The sequence below is a fragment of the Streptomyces sp. adm13(2018) genome (genome assembly GCF_008042145.1).
GTDB lineage: Bacteria > Actinomycetota > Actinomycetes > Streptomycetales > Streptomycetaceae > Streptomyces.
On record NZ_RDBH01000114.1, the window covers coordinates 557,236 to 577,271 of the forward strand.

General features: G+C 72.5%; 17 protein-coding genes and 3 pseudogenes. 10 read left to right on the forward strand and 10 right to left on the reverse strand.

The features are described 5' to 3' along the window. Both EAO70_RS14925 and EAO70_RS14930 read right to left on the reverse strand, forming a co-directional pair. Positions 1-793: helix-turn-helix domain-containing protein (locus EAO70_RS14925; protein ID WP_148003493.1), on the reverse strand; the 793-nt coding region annotated here is incomplete at its 3' end. 292 nt (positions 794-1,085) lie between these two features. Further along, positions 1,086-1,517, reverse strand: a complete 432-nt coding sequence (locus EAO70_RS14930) for an ATP-binding protein (RefSeq protein WP_148003423.1) — start codon at positions 1,515-1,517, stop codon at positions 1,086-1,088. A 154-nt stretch (positions 1,518-1,671) separates the two neighbouring features. Between EAO70_RS14930 and EAO70_RS14935 the strand changes: the two genes are divergently transcribed. From EAO70_RS14935 to EAO70_RS14945, 3 genes are all read left to right on the forward strand, one after another. After that, positions 1,672-2,547 carry a helix-turn-helix domain-containing protein gene (locus EAO70_RS14935; protein WP_148003424.1) on the forward strand — a complete coding sequence of 292 codons (876 nt, stop codon included), beginning with the start codon at positions 1,672-1,674 and terminating at the stop codon, positions 2,545-2,547. Continuing rightward, a complete protein-coding gene (locus EAO70_RS14940) occupies positions 2,544-2,753 on the forward strand; it encodes a DUF397 domain-containing protein (RefSeq protein WP_148003425.1) in 210 nt (69 codons plus the stop codon). Before EAO70_RS14935 ends, EAO70_RS14940 begins: the two co-directional genes overlap by 4 nt. A gap of 117 nt (positions 2,754-2,870) precedes the next feature. Next, positions 2,871-3,221: a DoxX family protein gene (locus EAO70_RS14945; RefSeq protein WP_261992860.1), complete on the forward strand. Its 351-nt coding sequence runs from the start codon at positions 2,871-2,873 to the stop codon at positions 3,219-3,221. 69 nt (positions 3,222-3,290) lie between these two features. Here the strand turns inward: EAO70_RS14945 and metG are convergent, their stop codons facing one another. Next, positions 3,291-4,895: a methionine--tRNA ligase gene (gene metG / locus EAO70_RS14950; RefSeq protein ID WP_148003426.1), complete on the reverse strand. Its 1,605-nt coding sequence runs from the start codon at positions 4,893-4,895 to the stop codon at positions 3,291-3,293. Positions 4,896-4,985: 90 nt separating this feature from the next. On the opposite strand from metG, the gene EAO70_RS14955 reads away from it, so the two are divergent. Beyond that, positions 4,986-5,642, forward strand: a complete 657-nt coding sequence (locus EAO70_RS14955; RefSeq protein ID WP_148003427.1) for a response regulator transcription factor — start codon at positions 4,986-4,988, stop codon at positions 5,640-5,642. An 11-nt stretch (positions 5,643-5,653) separates the two neighbouring features. Then, positions 5,654-6,709, forward strand: a pseudogene (locus tag EAO70_RS14960) (sensor histidine kinase); the annotation flags it as partial. Positions 6,710-6,790: 81 nt separating this feature from the next. Here EAO70_RS14960 and EAO70_RS40030 read toward each other — a convergent pair. Then, a pseudogene (locus EAO70_RS40030) lies at positions 6,791-8,815 on the reverse strand (VWA domain-containing protein); the annotation flags it as partial. 107 nt (positions 8,816-8,922) lie between these two features. On the opposite strand from EAO70_RS40030, the gene EAO70_RS14970 reads away from it, so the two are divergent. After that, the gene (locus EAO70_RS14970) at positions 8,923-10,989 is read left to right on the forward strand and encodes a PhoX family protein (RefSeq protein WP_148003428.1); all 2,067 of its coding nucleotides are present in this window, start codon (positions 8,923-8,925) and stop codon (positions 10,987-10,989) included. An 87-nt stretch (positions 10,990-11,076) separates the two neighbouring features. Here the strand turns inward: EAO70_RS14970 and EAO70_RS14975 are convergent, their stop codons facing one another. The 3 genes from EAO70_RS14975 to EAO70_RS14985 form a co-directional block, all read right to left on the reverse strand. Beyond that, on the reverse strand, positions 11,077-12,066 hold the full coding sequence (locus tag EAO70_RS14975) for a hypothetical protein (RefSeq protein ID WP_148003429.1): 990 nt from the start codon (positions 12,064-12,066) through the stop codon (positions 11,077-11,079). Positions 12,067-12,291: 225 nt separating this feature from the next. Continuing rightward, positions 12,292-13,764 carry an APC family permease gene (locus EAO70_RS14980; RefSeq protein ID WP_148003430.1) on the reverse strand — a complete coding sequence of 491 codons (1,473 nt, stop codon included), beginning with the start codon at positions 13,762-13,764 and terminating at the stop codon, positions 12,292-12,294. A gap of 196 nt (positions 13,765-13,960) precedes the next feature. Beyond that, positions 13,961-15,910: an FUSC family protein gene (locus tag EAO70_RS14985; protein ID WP_148003431.1), complete on the reverse strand. Its 1,950-nt coding sequence runs from the start codon at positions 15,908-15,910 to the stop codon at positions 13,961-13,963. A 70-nt stretch (positions 15,911-15,980) separates the two neighbouring features. On the opposite strand from EAO70_RS14985, the gene EAO70_RS14995 reads away from it, so the two are divergent. The 4 genes from EAO70_RS14995 to EAO70_RS15010 all read left to right on the forward strand — a co-directional run bounded on the left by EAO70_RS14995 (position 15,981) and on the right by EAO70_RS15010 (position 18,922). Further along, positions 15,981-16,385 carry a RidA family protein gene (locus EAO70_RS14995; RefSeq protein WP_261992861.1) on the forward strand — a complete coding sequence of 135 codons (405 nt, stop codon included), beginning with the start codon at positions 15,981-15,983 and terminating at the stop codon, positions 16,383-16,385. Positions 16,386-16,466: 81 nt separating this feature from the next. Continuing rightward, entirely contained in the window at positions 16,467-16,874 is a 408-nt protein-coding gene (locus EAO70_RS15000) for a hypothetical protein (RefSeq protein ID WP_148003432.1), read from the forward strand. Between the two features lie 165 nt (positions 16,875-17,039). Then, positions 17,040-18,062, forward strand: coding sequence for an ATP-binding cassette domain-containing protein (locus EAO70_RS15005; protein WP_148003433.1), 1,023 nt, complete (start codon positions 17,040-17,042; stop codon positions 18,060-18,062). Further along, the gene (locus EAO70_RS15010; RefSeq protein ID WP_148003434.1) at positions 18,059-18,922 is read left to right on the forward strand and encodes an ABC transporter permease; all 864 of its coding nucleotides are present in this window, start codon (positions 18,059-18,061) and stop codon (positions 18,920-18,922) included. The genes EAO70_RS15005 and EAO70_RS15010 overlap by 4 nt, the downstream gene beginning before the upstream one ends. Before the next feature lie 33 nt (positions 18,923-18,955). On the opposite strand, the gene EAO70_RS15015 is transcribed toward EAO70_RS15010, so the two are convergent. The 3 genes and pseudogenes from EAO70_RS15015 to EAO70_RS39200 all read right to left on the reverse strand — a co-directional run. Continuing rightward, positions 18,956-19,327 carry a VOC family protein gene (locus tag EAO70_RS15015; RefSeq protein ID WP_148003435.1) on the reverse strand — a complete coding sequence of 124 codons (372 nt, stop codon included), beginning with the start codon at positions 19,325-19,327 and terminating at the stop codon, positions 18,956-18,958. Positions 19,328-19,378: 51 nt separating this feature from the next. Continuing rightward, positions 19,379-19,813 (reverse strand): universal stress protein, encoded by a 435-nt coding sequence (locus tag EAO70_RS15020; RefSeq protein WP_148003436.1) that lies wholly within the window; start codon positions 19,811-19,813, stop codon positions 19,379-19,381. Positions 19,814-19,874: 61 nt separating this feature from the next. Continuing rightward, a pseudogene (locus EAO70_RS39200) lies at positions 19,875-20,036 on the reverse strand (oxidoreductase); the annotation flags it as partial.

Consider the following 20,036-nt stretch of genomic DNA (forward strand, 5'->3'; position numbering starts at 1 on the left):
GGTGGCGGACGGACGGCTGCTCGGGTGTGCGGAAGGGGGGCAGGGGTGGCAGTTGGGCCGTCAGGCGGTGGGCCAGGAGCGCTGCGGGGCGTCTGAGGGGTTCCTGGGGGAGCGCGGCGGTCAGTGCCCGGTGGACGGATTCGGGCGCGTACTCGCGTTCCAGCCAGGTCGCCACGCCGTGTGCCAGGTGCTCCGCGTCGTTCTCGGAGATCAGTAGGCGGGGGTCCGTGCGGCGGAGGCCGGACAGGACACCGATTGCTGTGCGGAGGAGGTCGGGCGTCGAGTACGCCGGTTGCGGGACCGGCGGCAGGGCCGTCCGCCTGCTCGGTTCGCGTCGTCGTGGTGGAGGTTCCGCCTCCGGCCTCTTCGGCGGGGCCTCGCCCCTCGCCGCGCTCGTACGGCGTTGCCCGTCGCCCGTGCGGCCCGGTCGGTTGCATGACACCGTGCGCGTCACCACCCGCCCGCGCTCCGTCCGTTCCTTCGTGCGCCGCAGATAGCCGTGGGCCTCCAGCTCCCGCAGCGCCCTGGCGATCCGGGTCGTTCCCTCCGGGAACCGGGCGGCGAGGGTCTTGATGTCGACCGCTGATCCGGTTGGCAGCGACTGGATGTGCGCGGCGAGGCCGATCGCGACCAGCGACAGCGAGGCGTGCTGCGCGAGGTGGTTGCCGATCACCGTGAAACGGGTGGTGTGTCGGGCGTTCTCGTGCGTCACGCCGCCGCACGACGAGACGTGCGACTTCCCGTCGCTACGGGACTGGGCAGGCGGGCGCGCGTTAGTGTTCTGAGTATCCATCGGGAAGGGCGACTTCCTTGGTGGTCAGGCCCTCGCTTCGGGATTGCCGTCCCGGCGGGGGCCGACATATGTCAGCAGTGATGTGGTGTGTCGCGCTGAGCGTAGATCAACCAACCGGCCCCATGGCCAGTCCGTTTGGGCATATTCACTCAAGCGGGTGAGCGCGTCCTCAGAGGGGCGGAGGGGTGGGGTTCGGTCCGGTTTCTTTCCCCTCGTGGTCGTCCTTGGGGAGATCGCCCGCCGCACCGGAGCCCGCGTTCCCGGGCGCCGGTGCCACTTACGTCTTCGCAGGTCAGCGGTGAGGCAGGTCGAGTTCCGCCCAGACAGTCTTCCGGGGTGCCGGACCCCGGTCCACCCCCCACCGGTCGGCCAGCGCCTCCACCAAGAGAAGGCCCCGCCCCGACTCGCCTTCCGAGTCTGCCGGTTTGGCTCGTGGCAGCTGCTCTCCCTGCGTGTCCGTCACCTCTACCCGGAGCACCCCCGGGTGTGTCACAACGGCAAGGCGGAAGCTCCGGCCGGCGACCCGGCCGTGCGTCGCCGCGTTCGCCGCCAGCTCGGCGACCACCTGTGTCGCCGAATCCGTCACGCCGTACGGCACCTCCTGATCCCGCATCCACTCAACGGCCAGCAGTCTGGCGAGCCGGGCCCCTCGGGGCGTGGGGGACAGCAGCACGCTGAAGTGCTGGATGGACCCGTGTACTTGGGTGATGTTCTGCTGATTCACATCACCGAGCGTGGCCGCCCCCGCCTAGCCTGAACAGTAACGACGTCGATGCGTACGGTGACTGTCCGGTGCTGGTCCACTGCTGTCCGGGCTGTCCGGACCCCCTTCACGGGTAGGGGCGTCGCGCCATGAAGGGGCGAGGGAAGGGTGCGGTATGTCGGTGGATGGTGCGGTACAGCGGCTCAAGACCGAGGCGGACGAACCGGGGTGGGAGGTCGACCCGGACGACGACTGGGGTGTGGCCGTCGTCGCCACCGTGGGAAGGCAGTTGAGGCTGCGGAGGGAGTCGGTGGGAATGCGGGCAGCCGAGCTGGGTACGGCCACGGGCTACGGCGAGGACCTCGTCTACAAGATCGAGAGTGGCAACCGGATTCCCCGCCCGGAGTTTCTGGACAAGGCCGACGAGGTGTTGGGGGCGGGTGGCCTGCTCTCGGCCATGAAGGAGGACGTGGGCAAGGTTCGGTACCCGAAGAAGGTACGAGCCCTGGCCCAGATGGAGGCGAAGGCGGTGGAGATCGGGGTGTACGAGTGCAACATCATCGCCGGTCTGTTGCAGACGCCGGAGCATGCCAGGGCCGTGATCGAGGCGGCGCAGCCCCCGTACTCGCCGGACGATGTGGAGCGCATGGTGGCCGCTCGTGTGGCTCGTCAATCGGTCTTCGAGCGAGGCCCGGCTCCGTCCATTCACTTCGTGCTGGAAGAGGCACCGTTGCGCCGACAGGTCGGGGGCACAATGGTGTGGCGACGGCAGCTCGAACATCTGCTGGATGTGGGGCGGTTGCGCAACGTCACACTTCAGGTCATGCCGACGAATACTGAGGCTCACCCAGGTCTGGACGGCAGGATCGAGCTGCTGAAGTTTCCGGACGGTACGGCGGTGGGGCGCTCAGACGGCGCGTTCAGCGGGCGACCGATCACCGATCCCAAGCAGCTCCGCATCCTTGAGCTGCGATATGGCACCATCCGGGCGCAGGCTTTCTCGCCGAGGGAGTCGCTGGCCTTCATTGAGCAACTGCTGGGAGAAACATGATCCACAAGGCCTCCGCCGGGGATGCCTCCGAACTCGCGTGGTTCAAGAGCAGCTACAGCGGCGGAACCGACGGTGAGTCCTGCGTCGAGGTGGCCACCACCCCCGCCACCGTCCACGTCCGCGACTCCAAGAACCTAGGCGGTCCGCAGCTCGCGTTCCTCCCCGGCACCTGGGCCGGCTTCGTCTCGTACGCGATGGCCGGCTGACCCCGCGCCCGGTTCTCCGAACTTCTTCGCGCGGGCTGTCACACATCTCCTCCCCGCTCCGTCAGTGCTGTGTCCGGCTCGGTCGAGGCGGGCGCAGAGAGGCTGAAGGAGCCCGTGATGTTCACCGAGATGTCCACCACCGCCGTCGTCGTCACCGCCGTCGCCGCGTTCATGGCCGGGTTCTCCGGAGCCGCGATCTTCTTCCGGGCCGCGTTCGTCGTCGAGCCGCTCGCCGCCTACGGCGTGCCCCGGTCCTGGTGGAACCTGCTCGGTGCCGCCAAGGCCGCCGGGGCCGTCGGGCTCGTCGTCGGGTTCTGGGTGCCGGTCATCGGCACCCTCGCCGCGATCGGTCTCGTCCTCTACTTCACCGGCGCCGTGATCACCGTGCTCCGGGCCCGCGCCTACGGCCACGCCGCCTTCCCGCTCGTCTACATGGCCCCCGCCGTCGCCGCCCTCGTCCTCGCCTGACAGACGAAAGAGGCCGCCACCCCCGGAGCACCCGGGGCGTGGCGGCCTTCGTCGTACGACCTGCGGACGTCAGTCCTTCTTCTCCTCCAGGCGCGGGAACAGCACCGCGCCCTTCGTCACCGTCGCGCCCGCGGGCAGCTGGCCCCACGTCCCGGCGGACTGCACCGGCTGCGCCGCCAGGGCGCCCAGGGACGCCTCCGCGCCCAGCGAGTCCCACAGCGCCTGCGAGGTCTCCGGCATGATCGCGTTCAGCAGGACCGCGACCGCGCGGAGCGACTCCGCCGCCGTGTAGAGGATCGTCGCGAGGCGGGCCTTGCCCTCCTCCGACTCGTCCTTCGCGACCTTCCACGGCTCCTGCTCCGTGATGTAGCCGTTGACCTGCTTCACGAAGTCGAAGATCGCCAGGATGCCGCCCTGGAAGTCCAGCTCCTCGCCGATCTTCGCGTCGGCGATCGCGACCGCCTTCGCCAGGCCGTCCTGGACCGCCTTCTCCGCGTCGCCGTCCGCCGTCGAGGCCGGCAGCGCGCCGCCGAAGTACTTGCCGACCATGGCCGCCACGCGCGAGGCGAGGTTGCCGTAGTCGTTCGCCAGCTCGGACGTGTAGCGGGCGGAGAAGTCCTCCCACGAGAACGAGCCGTCCTGGCCGAACGCGATCGCCCGCAGGAAGTACCAGCGGTACGCGTCCACGCCGAAGTGCGAGGTCAGGTCCTGCGGCTTGATGCCGGTCAGGTTCGACTTCGACATCTTCTCGCCGCCGACCATCAGCCAGCCGTTGGCCGCGACCCGGCCCGGGACCGGCAGGCCCTGCGCCATCAGCATCGCCGGCCAGATCACCGCGTGGAAGCGCAGGATGTCCTTGCCGATGAGGTGGACGTTCGCCGGGAACGTCTCGTCGAACTTCTCCGGGTTCTCGTTGTATCCGACGGCCGTCGCGTAGTTCAGCAGCGCGTCGATCCACACGTAGATCACGTGCTTCTCGTCCCACGGCACCGGGACGCCCCAGTCGAACGTGGAGCGCGAGATGGAGAGGTCCTCCAGGCCCTGCTTGACGAAGTTCACGACCTCGTTGCGGGCCGACTCCGGCTGGATGAAGCCCGGGTTCGCCTCGTAGAACTCCAGGAGCTTCGGGCCGTACGCGCTCAGCTTGAAGAAGTAGTTCTCCTCCTTGAGGATCTCCACCGGCTTCTTGTGGACGGCGCACAGCTTCGTGCCGTCCTCGGCCTCGATGAGATCGCCGGGGAGCTTGTACTCCTCACAGCCCACGCAGTACGGGCCCTCGTAGCCGCCCTTGTAGATCTCGTCCTTGTCGTACAGGTCCTGCACGAACTCCTGGACGCGGTCGGTGTGACGCTTCTGCGTGGTGCGGATGAAGTCGTCGTTCGCGATGTTCAGGTGCTCCCAGAGGGGCTTCCACGCCTCCTCCACGAGCTTGTCGCACCAGGCCTGGGGCGTGACGTCGTTCGCCTCGGCCGTGCGCATGATCTTCTGACCGTGCTCGTCCGTGCCGGTGAGGTACCACACCTTCTCGCCGCGCTGACGGTGCCAGCGCGTGAGCACGTCGCCTGCGACGGTCGTGTAGGCGTGGCCCAGGTGAGGAGCGTCGTTGACGTAGTAAATGGGGGTCGTGACGTAAAACGCCTTCGCCCCCTGCTTCTCGGATCCAGTGGCCGCCATGGTCGAAATCCTAACGGCCCGACGAAGCTCCCTTCACCTCGATAAACCCCCGGCGCCGGGGCCGGGGGCGAGGTGAGGAGGATGGAGTCCATGCGCGTACTGGTAGCCGAGGACGAACGCCCCCTCGCCGAGCTCCTCGCCACCGGCCTGCGGCGCGCGGGCTTCGCCGTCGACACCGTCCACAGCGGCGACGCCGCCCTCGACCACCTCGGCCTCCACCCGTACGACGTGCTCGTCCTCGACCGCGACCTGCCGCGCGTCCACGGCGACGACGTCGCCCGGCGGCTCGTCGCCGGGGGCTCCCCGACCCGCATCCTCATGCTGACCGCCGCCGCCGGCGTCGAGGACCGGGTGGAAGGGCTCGACCTCGGCGCCGACGACTACCTCGGCAAGCCCTTCGAGTTCCCCGAGCTGGTCTCCCGGGTCCGCGCGCTGCGGCGCCGCTCCGCCCGGCCGCCGCTGCCCCCGCTTCTGGAGCGCTACGGGCTCCGCGTGGACACCGCCCGGCGCACCGCGCACCGCGACGGCCGCGACCTCGACCTCTCCCCCAAGGAGTTCTCCGTGCTCCAGATCCTCCTGGAGGCCGACGGGGCGGCCGTCTCCGCCGAGGAACTCCTCGACCGCGCCTGGGACGTCCACGCCGACCCCTTCACCGGCGCCGTCCGCGTCTGCATGAGCAAGCTGCGGGCGAAGCTCGGCGAGCCGGCGCTGATCAGGACCGTGCAGGGCGTGGGGTACCGGCTGTGACGGGGGCGCACGTGGCGCCCGGTGGCGGCGCGGCGGGGTACCTGGGGGCCGGGTCCACCATCAGGACGCGGATCGCGCTCGTGTACGGCGGCGCCTTCCTCGTCCTCGGGACCGTACTGCTGCTCGTGGTGAACCTGCTCGTCCTCGCCGGCACGCACGACGAGACGAACGCGATCGTCGCCCGCGCCGACCAGGTGGCGGCCGTCGAGGCGTACGAGCTGGGAGACGACATCAGCCGGGCCGCCGGCGAGCAGATGCTCATGTGGTCGAGCCTCGCCCTGCTCGTCATGGCCTGCTGCGCCGTCGTCGTCGGCTGGTGGACCGCCGGGCGCGTGCTGCGGCCCGTCCACGAGATGACCGCCCGCGCCGGACGCCTCTCCGAACGCAATCTGCACGACCGGATCGCCGTCCGCGGGCCCGACGACGAGCTCAAGGAACTCGGCGACACGATCGACGCGCTCCTCGGGCGCCTGGAGGCCGCCTTCGACAGCCAGCGCCGGTTCATCGCCAACGCCTCCCACGAGCTGCGCACCCCGCTCGCCACCCAGCGGGTCGCGATCCAGGTCGGCCTCGACGAGGACTGCGAGGTCCGGCAGGTGCTCCTCGACGCCAACCGCCGCAGCGAGCGCCTCATCGACGGCCTGCTGCTGCTCGCCCGCAGCGAGCGGGGACTGGCCGAACGGGAGGACGTGCCGCTCGGGGAGATCGCCGCGGAGGAGTGGGCGGACGCGTACGTGGTGGGCGACGGCGGGCTCGTTCGGGGCAGCCGGGTGCTGCTCGGGCAGCTCGCGCGGAACCTCGTCGTGAACGCCGTCGCCCACAACCTGCCGGGCGGGACGGTGGAGGTACGGGCCGAGGCCGGGGTGCTGACCGTGACCAACACGGGGCCGGTCGTCCCGCCCGACGAGGTGGCGGGCCTCTTCGAGCCGTTCCGGCGCGGCGAGGGGCGGGACCGGATGGGGCCGGGCGCCGGGCTCGGCCTGTCCATCGTGCGGTCGATCGCGGCGGCCCACGGTGGCGGTGTGCGGGCGGTCGCCCGGGGCGCGGGAGAGGGCGCCCTGGTCGTCTTCCAGACCGACGGCGCGGTGGTAGTTGGTCCGGCCCAGGCGGCCGAGGGTGGCGTTGACCTCGTTGATGCGGGTGGGGGTGAGGCCGGCGGGGGTCAGGTCGACCGTGCCGTCGATGTCCGTGGAGAAGAACACGGTGGTGACGGTGGCGTCCTCGTCGAGGTGTGCCGCGAGCGCGGTCACCTGCTCGGCGAGCCGCTGCACGGACCCGTCCTTGAAGTACCCGCGCATCGACCCGGACCGGTCGACCACGAGATACACGGCGGCCCGAGCACCGGCGAGCCCCTGGTCCCCGAGCGCCGCGGCGGCGGCGGTGTGCGCGTCCACGAGGTGGGCGGGGAGGGCGGCCGGCTGTGCGAGCGCGGCGGCGGGCGCGGGCGCGGCGGCGAGCGGCGCGGCGACGAGGGCGGGCTCGACGGGCTCGGGCTGCGGCTCCTCGGCGGCCGCTTCCGGCTCGGCGGCGAGTACGGCGGCGGGCGCGGGCTCCTCGACGGGCTCCGCGACCGGGGCGGTGTCGGCGGCCTCGACCTCGACGGCCGTCTCCGGCGCGGTGGCGGCCGCGAACGCGGCGACGGGCTCGGGCTGCTCGGTCTTCGGCTCCTCGACGGGGGCGACGGCCTCGACCGGGGCCGCCTGCTCGGCCTGCGGCTCCTCGACCGGCTCCACCACGGGGGTGGTGTCGGCGGCGACGGGCTCGGTCTCGACGACCTCGGCCGGTGCGGCCTCGACGGTCTCGGCCTTCGGCTCCTCGGCGGCCGGCTCCGGCTCGGCGGCGAGGACGGCGGCGGGCGCGGGCTGTTCGGCCTGCGGCTCCTCGACGGGCTCCGCGACCGCTGCGGTGTCGGCGGCCTCGACGGTCTCGGCCTTCGGCTCCTCGGCGGCCGGCTCCGGCTCGGCGGCGAGGACGGCGGCGGGCGCGGGCTGTTCGGCCTGCGGCTCCTCGACGGGCTCCGCGACCGCTGCGGTGTCGGCGGCCTCGATGGTCGCGGCCTTCGGCTCCTCGGCGGCCGGCTCCGGCTCGGCGGCGAGCGCGGCGGCTACAGGCGCGGGCTCCTCGACCTTCGGTTCCTCGACCTTCGGCTCCGCGACGGGGACGCCGTCGGCGACGGCCTCGACCGGGGCCGCCTGCTCGGCCTGCGGCTCCTCGACCGGCTCCACCACGGGGGTGGTGTCAGCGGCCGTCTCGACCTCGGCGGCCTCACCGCGTGCGTCGGCTGCGGCGGTGTCGGCCCCGGTGGTCTCGGTGGTCTCGGTGTCGTCCTCGGCGGTCGCCACGGCCTCGACCGCGTCGGTCTCGCCCCCAGCGTTCGCCTCGGCCGTGTCGACCGGCGCCTCCGCCTGTGCGGGCGCAACGGCCTCGGTCGCATCGGCGTCGGCCTCGACGGCCTCAGCCGCGCCCGCGTCGGCGGCGGGAGCCTCCGTCCCGGCGGCCTCGGGCGTACCCGCCTCCGTCGTCGCAGGCACCTCCGCCTCCGCGGCCGGCGTCTCCACCGCAGGCGTCTCCGCCGCGGCCGCCTCCGCGACCGGTGTCTCCACCGCACCCGCCCCGGCCACCGTCGGTTCCGCTGAGGCCACCGCCGGCTCCGTCACCGCAACCGTCGGCTCCGTCGTAGGCGACGGCGTCTTCGCCCGGGCCCGGGGGATCTGCGGGTTGTCGAACGACGCCGCCACCAGGTCGTCCGCAGCCCTGCGCGCCACCGCCTCCGACGTGTTCCCGGACCCGGAAACCGTCCCGGACCCGGACACCGTTCCCGTCCCGCCCCCGGCCGTCTCCGTCGACCTGGCCGGTTCCGGCAGCGACGCCGCGGCCGGCTCCGGCGCCGTTTCCGCGGTCGGCTCCGTCGCCGTCCCCGTCGACGTGGTCTCACGCGACTGGGGCGGGACGACGGAGGAGGTCGCCGGGGAGTCCTCGACGTCTCGGCCGAACACCTTGCGCAGCATGCTCCGAATACCCATGGGCGAACCCTTTCGCATGAGTGGGGTGCGTGTGAATGTCCGTACTGGGCGTTTCGGGACGTTCATCCCTGGCCAGGGCGGACACGTAAGGTTAGCGGCCACCCCTCCCCTCCTCGGCGACCCGGTCGCCCCCGGTTGCCGTGCATTCATCCGGCGTTCACTCCACCGCAGTCCCCGTGCAGACGTGCGCACTTAGCGTCGCCGCCGAAGGACTACCCGACACCATGTCGGCGCAGTGTGCGCCGGAGGAGGACGAAGTGCGCAAACTGCTGCCGCTGCTGAGCACGAACCCGCACGGAAGCGGTCGTTCCGCTCTCACCTGCCGTTACCGCTGCGGTGACGCCTGCTTCCAGGAGGTCCCGAACACCAGCGACAACGAGTACGCCGGCGACGTCATAGCCGGTGTCCTCTCCCGCCGTTCGGCGCTCCGCGCCGCCGCCGTCGTGACCGTCGCCTCCGCCGCCGGAAGCGCCGTCACCCTCGGCGCCGCGCCCGAGGCCGTCGCCGGACCGGAGGCGTACGGCCACGGGCACGGGCACGGCCACGGCAAGGCCGACGGCGCCCGCGGTCTCCGCTTCACCCCCGTCGCCCCCAACACCGCCGACAAGGTGACCGTCCCCTCCGGCTACGCACAGAACGTCGTCATCCGCTGGGGCGAGCCCATCCTCCGCGGCGCCCCCGCCTTCGACTCCGACAAGCAGTCGGCCAGGGCCCAGGCCGGGCAGTTCGGCTACAACAACGACTTCCTCTCCCTGCTGCCGCTGCGCGGGGAGCACGACCGCCAGGTCCTCGTCGCGAACCACGAGTACACCGACGAAGTCCTGATGTTCCGCGACTACGACGCCGCCAACCCGACCCGCGAGCAGGTCGAGATCGCCTGGGCCGCGCACGGCCTGTCGGTCGTCGTCGTCCAGGAGGAGCGCCGTACCGGCAGGCTCACCCCGGTCTCCCGCCACCACCTCAACCGCCGCCTGCACACGACGAGCCGGTTCGAGCTGACCGGCCCGGCCGCCGGCAGCGACCTGCTGAAGACGTCCGCCGACCCCCGGGGCCGCATCGTCCTCGGCACGCTCAACAACTGCGCCGGCGGCACCACCCCGTGGGGCACCACCCTCCACGGCGAGGAGAACTTCAACCAGTACTTCGCCAACGGCTCCAGCGTCACCGACAAGCGCTACGGCGTCGGCACCGGCGCCACCGAGCGCAAGTGGGAGCGGTTCGACAAGCGCTTCGACCTCAAGCAGGAGCCGAACGAGGTCCACCGCCAGGGCTGGGTCGTCGAACTCGACCCCTACGACCCCGAATCCACCCCCAAGAAGCGCACCGCGCTCGGCCGTTTCAAGCACGAGGCCGCGCAGCCCCGCCTCACCGCCGACGGCCGTCCCGTCGTCTACATGGGCGACGACGAGCGGTTCGACTACTTCTACAAGTTCGTCTCCAGCAGGCGGATGAAGAAGGGGAACTCGCGGGCCGCCCGCGCGCACAACCTCACCCTGCTCGACGAGGGCACGCTGTACGTCGCCAAGCTGACCGGCGACTCCCCGGCCGCCGAGATCGACGGCACCGGAAAGCACCCCGCCGACGGTGAGTTCGACGGCTCCGGCGTGTGGATCCCGCTCGCCACCGGCAACGTCTCGCACGTCCCCGGCATGACCGCCGAGGAGGTGTACGTCTTCACCCGCCTCGCCGGCGACAAGGTCGGCGCCACCAAGATGGACCGCCCCGAGGACGTCGAGCCGTCCCCGCGCACCGGCCGCGTCTACGTCGCGCTCACCAACAACACCGACCGCGGCAAGCCCGGCAAGGCCGGTGCCGACGAGGCCAACCCGCGCAACCTCAACAAGCACGGGCAGATCCTCGAACTCGCCGAGAACTGGGACGACCCGTCCTCCGACGGCTTCGCCTGGCGTCTCTTCCTGGTCGCAGGCGACCCGAACGACCCGGCCACCTACTTCGCGGGCTACCCCAAGGAGAAGGTCTCGCAGATCTCCTGCCCCGACAACGTGGCCTTCGACCCGCACGGCAACCTGTGGATCTCCACCGACGGCGCCCAGCTCGGCTCGCACGACGGCCTGTTCGGCGTCGCCACGCAGGGCGAGCGGCGCGGTGAGCTGAAGCAGTTCCTGACCGTGCCCAAGGGCGCCGAGACCTGCGGCCCGATCATCCAGGACCGCCGCGTCCTGGTGGCCGTGCAGCACCCGGGCGAGATCGACGGCGCGTCCGTGGAGAACCCGAAGTCGGAGTGGCCCGACGGACCCGGGAAGATCGTCCGTCCGTCGGTGGTCGCGGTCTGGCGCACGGACGGCCGCGACATCGGCGTCTGAGCCTGGGGGAGGGACCGGGGGCGTCTGAGCCGGGGAAGGCCCGGGGCGTACGAGCCGAGGGCCCGCGCCCGGCCGGGCGCGGCCCGCTCAGTGCACCCCCAGGCCCTCCCTGAACCGTACGAACTGCTCCTCGGGGTCCCCGGTGTACGCCCACGGCACCCAGGCCGCCCGCGCGCCGAGCATCCCGAGCAGCTCGCGGGCGATCTCCACCTGACCGGCGTAACAGGCGGCGTGCACCAGGAAGTGGAGGTCCCCGACCTCCTCCGGGGCGACCGGGGCCGCCGGGTCCCGGCCGCCGATCCACCGCGCGTGGGTGCGGCGCAGCTCCGTCACCGCCAGTTCGTGCTTCCAGTGCTGGTCGAAGCCGCGCACCGGACCCCGGCCGAGCGCCCCGTCCGCGATGTACCGGTACTCCTCCACCCGGGCCACCTGCACGAGCACGGGCAGTGGGGAGCCGGGCGGCGCCACCCCGGCCGCGTCGCGGGCGAAGTCGTACATGCTGCCGTGCGTCCCGTGCCACCGGGCCGACCAGTAGCGCAGCACCTGGATGTGGCCCTCCGTGTTGTAGGGGTCGCGGCGGCGCAACTCGTCGAACCAGTGGCGCAGTTCGCGGCGCTGCACCCCGCCCTCGTACAGCCGGGCGACCGAGAGCAGCGACACCCACGGCATCGGGTCGGCGGGGGCCGCCTCGGCCGCGCCGCGGCAGGCGTCGACGGCGGCGTCGATCCGGCCCCGCTCGACGGCCGCGCCCCGGCCGGCCGCGATGGCCGCGTCGAAGACCCGGACCACCTCGGTCGCGGCCCGCAGGACGGCGGCGTCGGGATTGCCCGGTTCGGCGGCCCGCCAGGTCTCCACGGTGGAACTGCCCGCGGCCGCGTGCGAGAGGAGCCGCAGCCGGTGGGTGCGGCGGGCCCAGTGGTCGCCGGTGGCGGCGAGGAGGTCCCGCACGCCCTGCCAGCGGCCGATGACGATGTCGTGGCGGGCCTCGGTCAGTGCGCGGTCCCCGAAGTCCGGGTCGAAGTCGGGGACGAAGCGCTCCGGACGTGCCGGGCGCGCGGAGCGGCGGCGTACGGCCATCGGGGGCCTCCTTCGGGTTCGGCTGCCGTCAGAAGTGGGTGACTCGTCGGTGTTCCCGTGCTCGTGGTGCCGCGTCGCACTCGGTGTCGCGCCGCGTCCTGCTGCCTCGCGCCGCGCCGCCCTGTCCCGCGTCGCGTCGTCCTGCGTGCGTCGTGCCGCGCCCCCTCGCGCCGATCCGATCCCGGCTCCGCGCGCGTGGCCCTGTGCCCTTGGTGACGGCCGGGATCAGAAATCCGTTGCGTAGCTGTTGTCCCTGGTTCCGCCGCGGGCGCGGGTCGCGGGGCCCGCGCCCTCCGCGGCGGCCAGCGCGTGGGCCGCGTCCAGGCGGGCCGGGCGGTAGTAGTCGCTGCCCCCGCGCCAGTACACGAGCAGCGGGACGAGGCCGAGAAGCAGGCCGCCGAGGCCGATCGTGAGGGCCGTGGTGGAGAGTTCGCCGATCGACTCGACGAAGGTCCAGAGCATGAACGCGGAGCCGAGCAGCGGCCAGACGCCGCCGAGCAGCAGGTTCCGTACGGAGCGCAGCAGCAGCGACTTGTAGGCGACGGCGGCGGCGATGCCCGCGAGGCCGTAGTAGAACGCGATCTGGAGGCCGATCGCGGAGACGGCGTCGCGGAGGATCTGCTGCACGGAGCCGGCGGCCGCGGCCGCCGCGAACAGCAGCAGGGCCGCGCCGCCGACGGTGACGATGGCGACCCACGGGGTGTTCCACCGCCGGTGCACGGTGCCGAGCGCGGAGGGCAGGGTCCGGTCGCGGCCCATCGCGAAGAGCGAGCGGGTGACCTGGAGCAGGGTGGTCTCCAGGGTTGCGACGGTGGACAGCAGGACGGCGACGACGAGGAGTCTGCCGCCGACGCCGGGCCAGACCTCCTGGCCGATGACGGCGAGGACGTTGGGTCCGGCGGTGCGGATCTCCTCGGCGGTCAGCAGCACGTTGACGACGACGGTGACGGCGACGAAGAGCAGGAAGACGAAGCCGACGCCGACGAGGGCGGCGAGCCCGGCGGTGCGGCGGCTGTTCCGGGTCTCCTCGCTGAGGTTGCTGGTGACGTCCCAGCCCCAGTAGTAGAACGCGGCGATCAGAGCGCCGGCCGCGAAGCCCTGCGTGCCGTCGAAGTGGCCGAGGCCGAACCAGGACCAGTCGAAGGCGGTGGCCCGCCCGCGGTGCAGGACGGCCGCCAGGATGAAGCCGACCAGGATCAGCATCTCGACCCCGGACATGATCAGTTGGGCGCGTACGGTCAGCCGCGCGCCGCCCAGGACCACCAGCAGCATCATCAGGAACCAGCCCGCGCCGACGACCGCCGCGAGCGGGGTGCTGTCGGCGAGGTCCTGGTCGATCAGGGCCAGGGTGAGGAAGCCGGCGGGCAGCGACCCGGCCACCATGAAGACGGTGGCGGCGAAGACCAGGGCCCAGCCGGAGAGGAAGCCGAGGAAGGGGTGGAGGGTGCGGCCCACCCAGGAGTACCCGGCACCGGCGTTGACGTCGATCCGCCCCAGGCGGGCGTACGCGAGGACGATGCCGAACATCGGTATCGCGCAGTAGAGCAGGGCGGCGGGCCCCGCGTAGCCGACGGCCCCGAAGAGGACGGCGGTGGTCGCGGCCATCGAGTAGGCGGGGGCGCTGCCGGCGACGGCCATCACGATCGTGTCGAAGGTGCCGAGGACATTGGGCTGGAGCCCTCTGTTCGTGGTGCGCATGGCGGTGTCCTCGGGGCGCGGGGGGTGAGGCAGGACGAAGTGTCCCGTCCGCCGGGCCGGTTGCCGACGCGGCGGGCGCGGATCACGGTGAGATCGAGCGCATCGTAGTCGCCCGGATGGCTCCGGGTAACGGCGGTGGGGAGGGTTCCGTTCCGTGACCGCCGGTAAGTCCTCCCGTACGCCCCCGGAGGCGGGTTTACCGCAGGTCGGGACCGGCGATCGCGCGGGCCGCGCCGACCTCCTGGCGGAGCGGCGCGAGGACTCCGTTCTCGTCCCCGGGGAGTTCGCTGCGGACCTCGACGAGGGTGTCCGACGCGCGGATCCCCTCGGCGAGTTCGCGCAGCTCGCGCTCGACGGCGGCGACCTCGGCGGGGTCCGGTCCGGGGGCGCCGTGGTTCACCCTGATCCGGGCCGCGGTCGTGGCGTCCACGATCCGCTCGACGGCGACGACCAGCGGCCACCAGGCGGCGGCGCGCGTCCCGGTCGGCGGCGGCTCGGTCAGCGCGCGCTGGAACTCGGAGCGGACCGTGGACAGGTCGCGGTACAGCTTCCGCCGGGCCCGCAGCCGGGCACCCTGGTCCTCCGGGGCGCCGAACGCGCAACCCACGTAGGCGGCGGTGTCGGCGACGGCGTCCGCGAGCCGGTCGCCGATCCGGGAGTGCCAGGACTCGGGCCAGAGCAGATAGCCGGCGACCAGCGCGATCCCGCAGCCGATGAGCGAGTCGTACAGGCGGGGCATGACGAGGTCGAAGCCCTGCTGGTTGAGGGTGTCCGAGAGCAGCAGGATCACCGGGGTGATCGCCGCGGTCTGGAAGGCGTACCCCTTCGCGGAGAAGGCCGGGATGAGGGCGGCGAGGACGCACATCACCGGGACGTCCCACCAGCCGCGGGGCACCTCGGCGAGGACCAGGGCGGCGAGGAGGAGCCCGGCGGCGGTGCCGAACGCGCGGAGGACCGCGCGGGAGAAGACCGAACCGAAGTCGGGCTTCATCACGAAGGTGACGGTCAGCGCGACCCAGTACGAGCGGGGTACGGCGATCAGCGAGACGAGCGCCTGCGCCAGGCCGATGCACAGGGCGAGCCGGAGGCCGTACCGCCAGGACGCCTCCGAGAACAGGACGGCGCGGGTCGTCCGGCGGACGCGGATCCGCAGGGCGGCGGGCCGACCGAGCCGGTCGTCGACGTTGTGCGGGTCCGGATCCGCCTCGTGGACGACGGCGGCGGCGTACCGCAGGGCGTGGTCCACGGCCTTCTCGGCGGGGCGCTCCGGAGTCGGCAGATCCAGTACGGGTGCCCCCGTGCGGCCCTCCTCGACGGCGTCGGCGAGATCGCGCACGGCCGCCGGGATCGTCGCGGCCAGCGGGCCGAAGAGCCGGGCCCGGAGGTGGGCGGCGGGGGCGGCCTCGACGAGCGGGATGGCGACGTTGAGCTGCGCGAGCAGCCGGACGAGGGCCGGCGACCGGCCGTGCTCGCGGGCGCGGCGGGCCAGGACGAGGTCGTACGACTGGTCGAGGGTGGCGGTGACGGCCTGCCGCTTCTCGTCGTACGCGGCGGTGCCGGTGGCCTCGTACAGCTCGGCGACGGAACGGTAGGTCGCGGCGACGGCGGACCGCTCGGGCGCGGTGCGGCGCAGCGGCCATCCGAGGAGGGTGAGGACCAGGACGAACAGGCCGCCGACGGTGAGCAGCAGCGGTGCCAGCCACCAGGGGTCGGGCATGGGGAGGCCGGCGCCGACGACGGCGTTCAGGAGGAGGAGCAGGCCCGAGACGGAGGCGACCGCGCCGATCGAGGAGATCATCCCGGAGACCAGGGCGACCAGGGTGAGGACGGTGACGGCGACCCAGCCGTGCCCGAAGACCAGGGTGCCGAGGGTGACGCCGACGGCGCCGAACAGCTGCGGCACGGCGATGTTGAAGATCCGCATCCGGTAGGCGTCGGCGGTGTCGCCGATGACGCCGGAGAGGGCCCCCATGGAGACGAGGGCGCCGTAGGCGGGCCGGCCGAGGGCGAGCCCGACGGCGAGCGGGGCGGACAGCGCGACGGCGGCCCGGACGACGGCGGCCCAGGGAATCGGCGCGGAGGCCGGCCGAAGCCCGGCGGTGAGCCATGCGGGAGGAAGAAGACGGACGGGGCCGGAGGGGGGCATGGGGCCAACGTACTTGGACCCTGCTGATCGCGGTGCTGACGGGCCTGTGGGGACCGGCCCTCTCGGGAGGGTGGACGGCCCAGCTGCCCGCCGTCGTCGCCGGGGACCGCCTGCCCCGGGCGAACGCCCTCGACGCCATGACGTTCAGCGCGGCGAGCTCGTCTTCATCGCCGGCCAGTACGCCTCCGACGCGTCCGGTGCGCCCGTCCCCGGCGACTTCGCCGCCCAGGTCGAGCTGTCCCTGACCAACCTGCGGCTCGCCCTCGAAGGCGTCGGTCTCGGCCCGGAGCACGTCGTCCGCCTCGGCTCGTACGTCGTCGACCACGACATGGCCAAGCTGGAGGCGCTCGGCAAGGGCCTGCACGCCCACTTCGGCGAGCGGCTCCCGGCCCAGACCCTCAGCGGCGTCGCGGCACTCGCCCTGCCGGGGATGCTCTTCGAGATCGACGCGGTCGCCGTCCGGCCCGCCGGCTGATCCACTTGCGGGCCGCCGGACGGGGGTGTGCCCTTGAGGGTGCGGAAGCAGCAGGGGGGCGAGAGAGAAGGAGCTCCTGCCATGGCCGCACACGCAGCGATACCCGTCCGTAAGCCGTTCGGCCCGCACGGCCTGGCCACCCCGATCATCATCGGCGTGTTCTACGGCCTCTACGCGGTGACCACGGCCCGCCAGGGCAGCTCCTCCACCACCGCCGGGGACTGGTGGCTCGGTCTGGTCTCGGCGGTGGTCCTCGGCGCGGGGATCTACGCGCTCCGGCGCTACGGCCACGTCCTGCCGCGCGAACTGCGAGCCGCCGGCTGGGCCGCCCTGGCGGGCATCGCGGCGGGCTTCCTCTACAGCCTGTCGGGCGCCAGCGTCCTGTCGTCCAGCGGACTCGGACTGATCTTCGGCGCGGTCAACGGTGCCGCCGCCTACTACCTCTTCTACACCCACGAGGACGGCCGCGGCCGTCCCGCCGCGTACTGACGGGGGAGACCGGGGGAGACCGTGGGAGAACGGGGGAGGCGGGAACCGCCCCGGCGCCGGAGCGCGCGTCGCTCTGGCGGTCCGGCGGCGGGCGGCGGAGACTGGGAGGTGCGCCCGCCTCCGGCGCGCGCCCGTTCCGCGCCCTCGTCCTGGAGGATCCACGGCATGACCGACCTCGCCATCGAGACCGAGGGCCTGGTCAAGGTCTTCGGCAGCAACCGGGCCGTCGACGGCATCGACCTCCGGGTGCCCGCCGGAACCGTCTACGGCGTCCTCGGACCCAACGGCGCCGGCAAGACCACCGCCGTCAAGATGCTCGCCACCCTGCTCCGCCCCGACGCCGGCCGGGCCACCGTCTTCGGCAACGACGTCGTCAAGGACGCCGACACCGTGCGCGGCCGGGTGAGCCTCACCGGCCAGTACGCCTCCGTCGACGAGGACCTCACCGGCACCGAGAACCTCGTCCTGCTCGGCCGGCTCCTCGGCCACACCCGGCCGGCCGCCCGCGAACGCTCCGCACAGCTGCTCGCCGCGTTCGGGCTCGCGGAGGCCGCCGACAAGCAGGTCAAGAACTACTCGGGCGGCATGCGGCGCCGCATCGACATCGCCGCGTCCATCCTCAACACCCCCGACCTGCTGTTCCTCGACGAACCGACCACCGGCCTCGACCCGCGCAGCCGCAACCAGGTCTGGGACATCGTCCGCGCGGTGGTCGCCCAGGGCACCACCGTCCTGCTGACCACCCAGTACCTGGACGAGGCCGACCAGCTGGCCTCCCGGATCGCCGTCATCGACCACGGCAAGGTGATCGCGGAGGGCACGAAGGGCGAACTGAAGGCCTCCGTCGGCTCCGGATCGGTGCACGTACGCCTCCGGGACCCCGAGCAGCGGCCCGAGGCCCGGCGGGTCATCGTGGGCGCCCTGAACGCGACCGTGAAACTCGACGCCGACCCGGTCGCGCTCACCGCGACCGTCGACGGCCACGGGACGGACCTGGGCGCCGCCGAACAGGCCGCGCGGGCGCTCGCCGAGCTGGCGCGGGCCGGGATCACCGTCGACAACTTCGCGCTGGGACAGCCCAGCCTCGACGAGGTCTTCCTGGCGCTGACGGACCGGTCCGCGACCGGCGGACCCGGAGCCGGACCCGTGCCCGACACCGACACCGACCGGAAGGGACCGGCCGCATGACCACCGTCACCACCAAGGACGGCCGGACGGCCGACACCCTCGACTTCGTCGCCCCGAAGGCCGACGAACTCGCCGCGCTGCTCGTCGGCCACAGCCGCCCGCCGCGCCCCAGCGCGCTCTCCGCCTCGATGACCTTCGGCTGGCGGGCCATGCTGAAGATCAAGCACGTGCCGGAGCAGCTGTTCGACGTGACGGCGTTCCCGATCATGATGGTGCTGATGTACACGTACCTCTTCGGCGGTGCGCTGGCCGGCTCGGTGTCGTCGTACATCCAGTTCCTGCTGCCCGGCATCCTGGTGATGAGCGTCGTGATGATCACGATGTACACCGGGATCTCGGTCAACACCGACATCGAGAAGGGCGTCTTCGACCGCTTCCGCACGCTGCCGATCTGGCGTCCGGCGCCGATGGTCGGCTATCTCCTCGGCGACGTCGTCCGCTATCTGATCGCCTCCGTGGTGATGCTGACCGTCGGCATGATCATCGGGTACCGGCCGGACGGCGGGGTCGTGGGCGTGCTGCTCGGGGTGGCGCTGCTCGTGGTCTTCTCGTTCTCGTTCTCGTGGATCTGGACCATGTTCGGTCTGCTGCTGCGCAGCGAGAAGTCCGTCATGGGCGTCTCGATGATGGTGATCTTCCCGCTGACGTTCCTGTCGAACGTCTTCGTCGACCCGAAGACGATGCCGGGCTGGCTGCAGGCCTTCGTCAACAACAGCCCGGTCACCCATCTGGCGACGGCGGTCCGGGAGCTGATGGCGGGCAACTGGCCGGCCGCGGACATCGCCTGGTCGCTCGGCTGGTCGGCGCTGCTCGTGCTGGTCTTCGGGGCGGTCACGATGCGGCTCTACAACCGCAAGTGACGGCGCGGCACGGGGGCCGTACGCGGGTGCGTGCTACGCGCCGCGCGGCTTGGTCTGCTGGACGGACCAGCGGTTGCCGTCCGGGTCGGCGAAGAAGACGAACGAGCCCCACGGCATGTCGGTGATGCCGCTGACCTCGATCCCGCGCGCGCTGAGGTCGCGGTGGGCCTCCTCGATGTCGGTGACGACGACCTGCAGGTTGTCGAGGGAGCCCGGGGCCATCTCGGTGAGACCCTTGCCGAGGGCGATCGAGCAGGCGGAGCCCGGCGGGGTCAGCTGCACGAACCGGATGTCCTCGCTGACGGGCACGTCGTGGTCGGCGCGGAAGCCGACCTGCTCGTAGAAGGCCTTGGCGCGGTCGACGTCGGTGACGGGGACGGCGACCAGTTCCAGCTTGATGTCCATGGGGGCATCATGCGTCCGGCCACCGTCCGGCGCGCGGCGGGCGCCCGCCCCCTACGCCGCGGTACGGCCCCGGACCACGACCACCGGGCAGGGCGCGTGCTGGGTGACGTGCAGGGAGACCGAGCCGAGCACGGCCGCCGTGAAGCCGCTGCGGCCGCGGTCCCCCACGACCAGCAGGGTGGCGCCCTCGGCGGCGTTGAGCAGGGCCTGGGGCGCGTTGCCGCCGACGACCGTACGGGTGACGGCGGCGGCCTGGGACGGGGTGAGGGTCTGGTCGATCGCCTCGTCGAGGACCTGCTTCGCGAGCCGCTCGGGGTCGAACTCCGGCGGCACGCCCGGCATGAGCCCGGCCCAGGAGGCCGGGTACTCCCAGCCGATCACCGTCTGCAGGGCGTCCCCCGTGAGGGCGGCCTGTCCGGCCGCCCACGTCAGCGCCTTCAGGGAGGGCTCCGAACCGTCCACGCCCACCACGATCCTGCCGGCCATCACGGAACTCCGTTCGTTGTACGGCACATCTGAATCCTGCGCCTCCAACGTAACAAAGTGCTCAATCCAGCCGCAGATCGGCCAATTGCCGTGCGAACGGGACGACCTCGTCCTCGTCCGCCCGCCGCGCGGGCCGGGCGGCGACCGTGTCGGCGAACTCGGTGCCCGCCCGGGTGATCCGGGAGGGCAGCCCCTCCCCCCACCCTGTCGGGGAGGCCTCGCC

Excerpts from the sequence above, each read along its gene's own strand:
- metG (WP_148003426.1), bottom strand. The coding sequence starts at position 4,895 with ATGGCGGCCACTGGATCCGAGAAGCAGGGGGCGAAGGCGTTTTACGTC.
- EAO70_RS14980 (WP_148003430.1), bottom strand. The coding sequence starts at position 13,764 with ATGCGCACCACGAACAGAGGGCTCCAGCCCAATGTCCTCGGCACCTTC.
- EAO70_RS14940 (WP_148003425.1), top strand. The coding sequence starts at position 2,544 with ATGATCCACAAGGCCTCCGCCGGGGATGCCTCCGAACTCGCGTGGTTC.
- EAO70_RS14935 (WP_148003424.1), top strand. The coding sequence starts at position 1,672 with ATGTCGGTGGATGGTGCGGTACAGCGGCTCAAGACCGAGGCGGACGAA.
- EAO70_RS15010 (WP_148003434.1), top strand. The coding sequence starts at position 18,059 with ATGACCACCGTCACCACCAAGGACGGCCGGACGGCCGACACCCTCGAC.
- EAO70_RS14945 (WP_261992860.1), top strand. The coding sequence starts at position 2,871 with ATGTTCACCGAGATGTCCACCACCGCCGTCGTCGTCACCGCCGTCGCC.
- EAO70_RS14975 (WP_148003429.1), bottom strand. The coding sequence starts at position 12,066 with ATGGCCGTACGCCGCCGCTCCGCGCGCCCGGCACGTCCGGAGCGCTTC.
- EAO70_RS14955 (WP_148003427.1), top strand. The coding sequence starts at position 4,986 with ATGCGCGTACTGGTAGCCGAGGACGAACGCCCCCTCGCCGAGCTCCTC.
- EAO70_RS15015 (WP_148003435.1), bottom strand. The coding sequence starts at position 19,327 with ATGGACATCAAGCTGGAACTGGTCGCCGTCCCCGTCACCGACGTCGAC.
- EAO70_RS15005 (WP_148003433.1), top strand. The coding sequence starts at position 17,040 with ATGACCGACCTCGCCATCGAGACCGAGGGCCTGGTCAAGGTCTTCGGC.
- EAO70_RS15000 (WP_148003432.1), top strand. The coding sequence starts at position 16,467 with ATGGCCGCACACGCAGCGATACCCGTCCGTAAGCCGTTCGGCCCGCAC.
- EAO70_RS15020 (WP_148003436.1), bottom strand. The coding sequence starts at position 19,813 with ATGGCCGGCAGGATCGTGGTGGGCGTGGACGGTTCGGAGCCCTCCCTG.
- EAO70_RS14985 (WP_148003431.1), bottom strand. The coding sequence starts at position 15,910 with ATGCCCCCCTCCGGCCCCGTCCGTCTTCTTCCTCCCGCATGGCTCACC.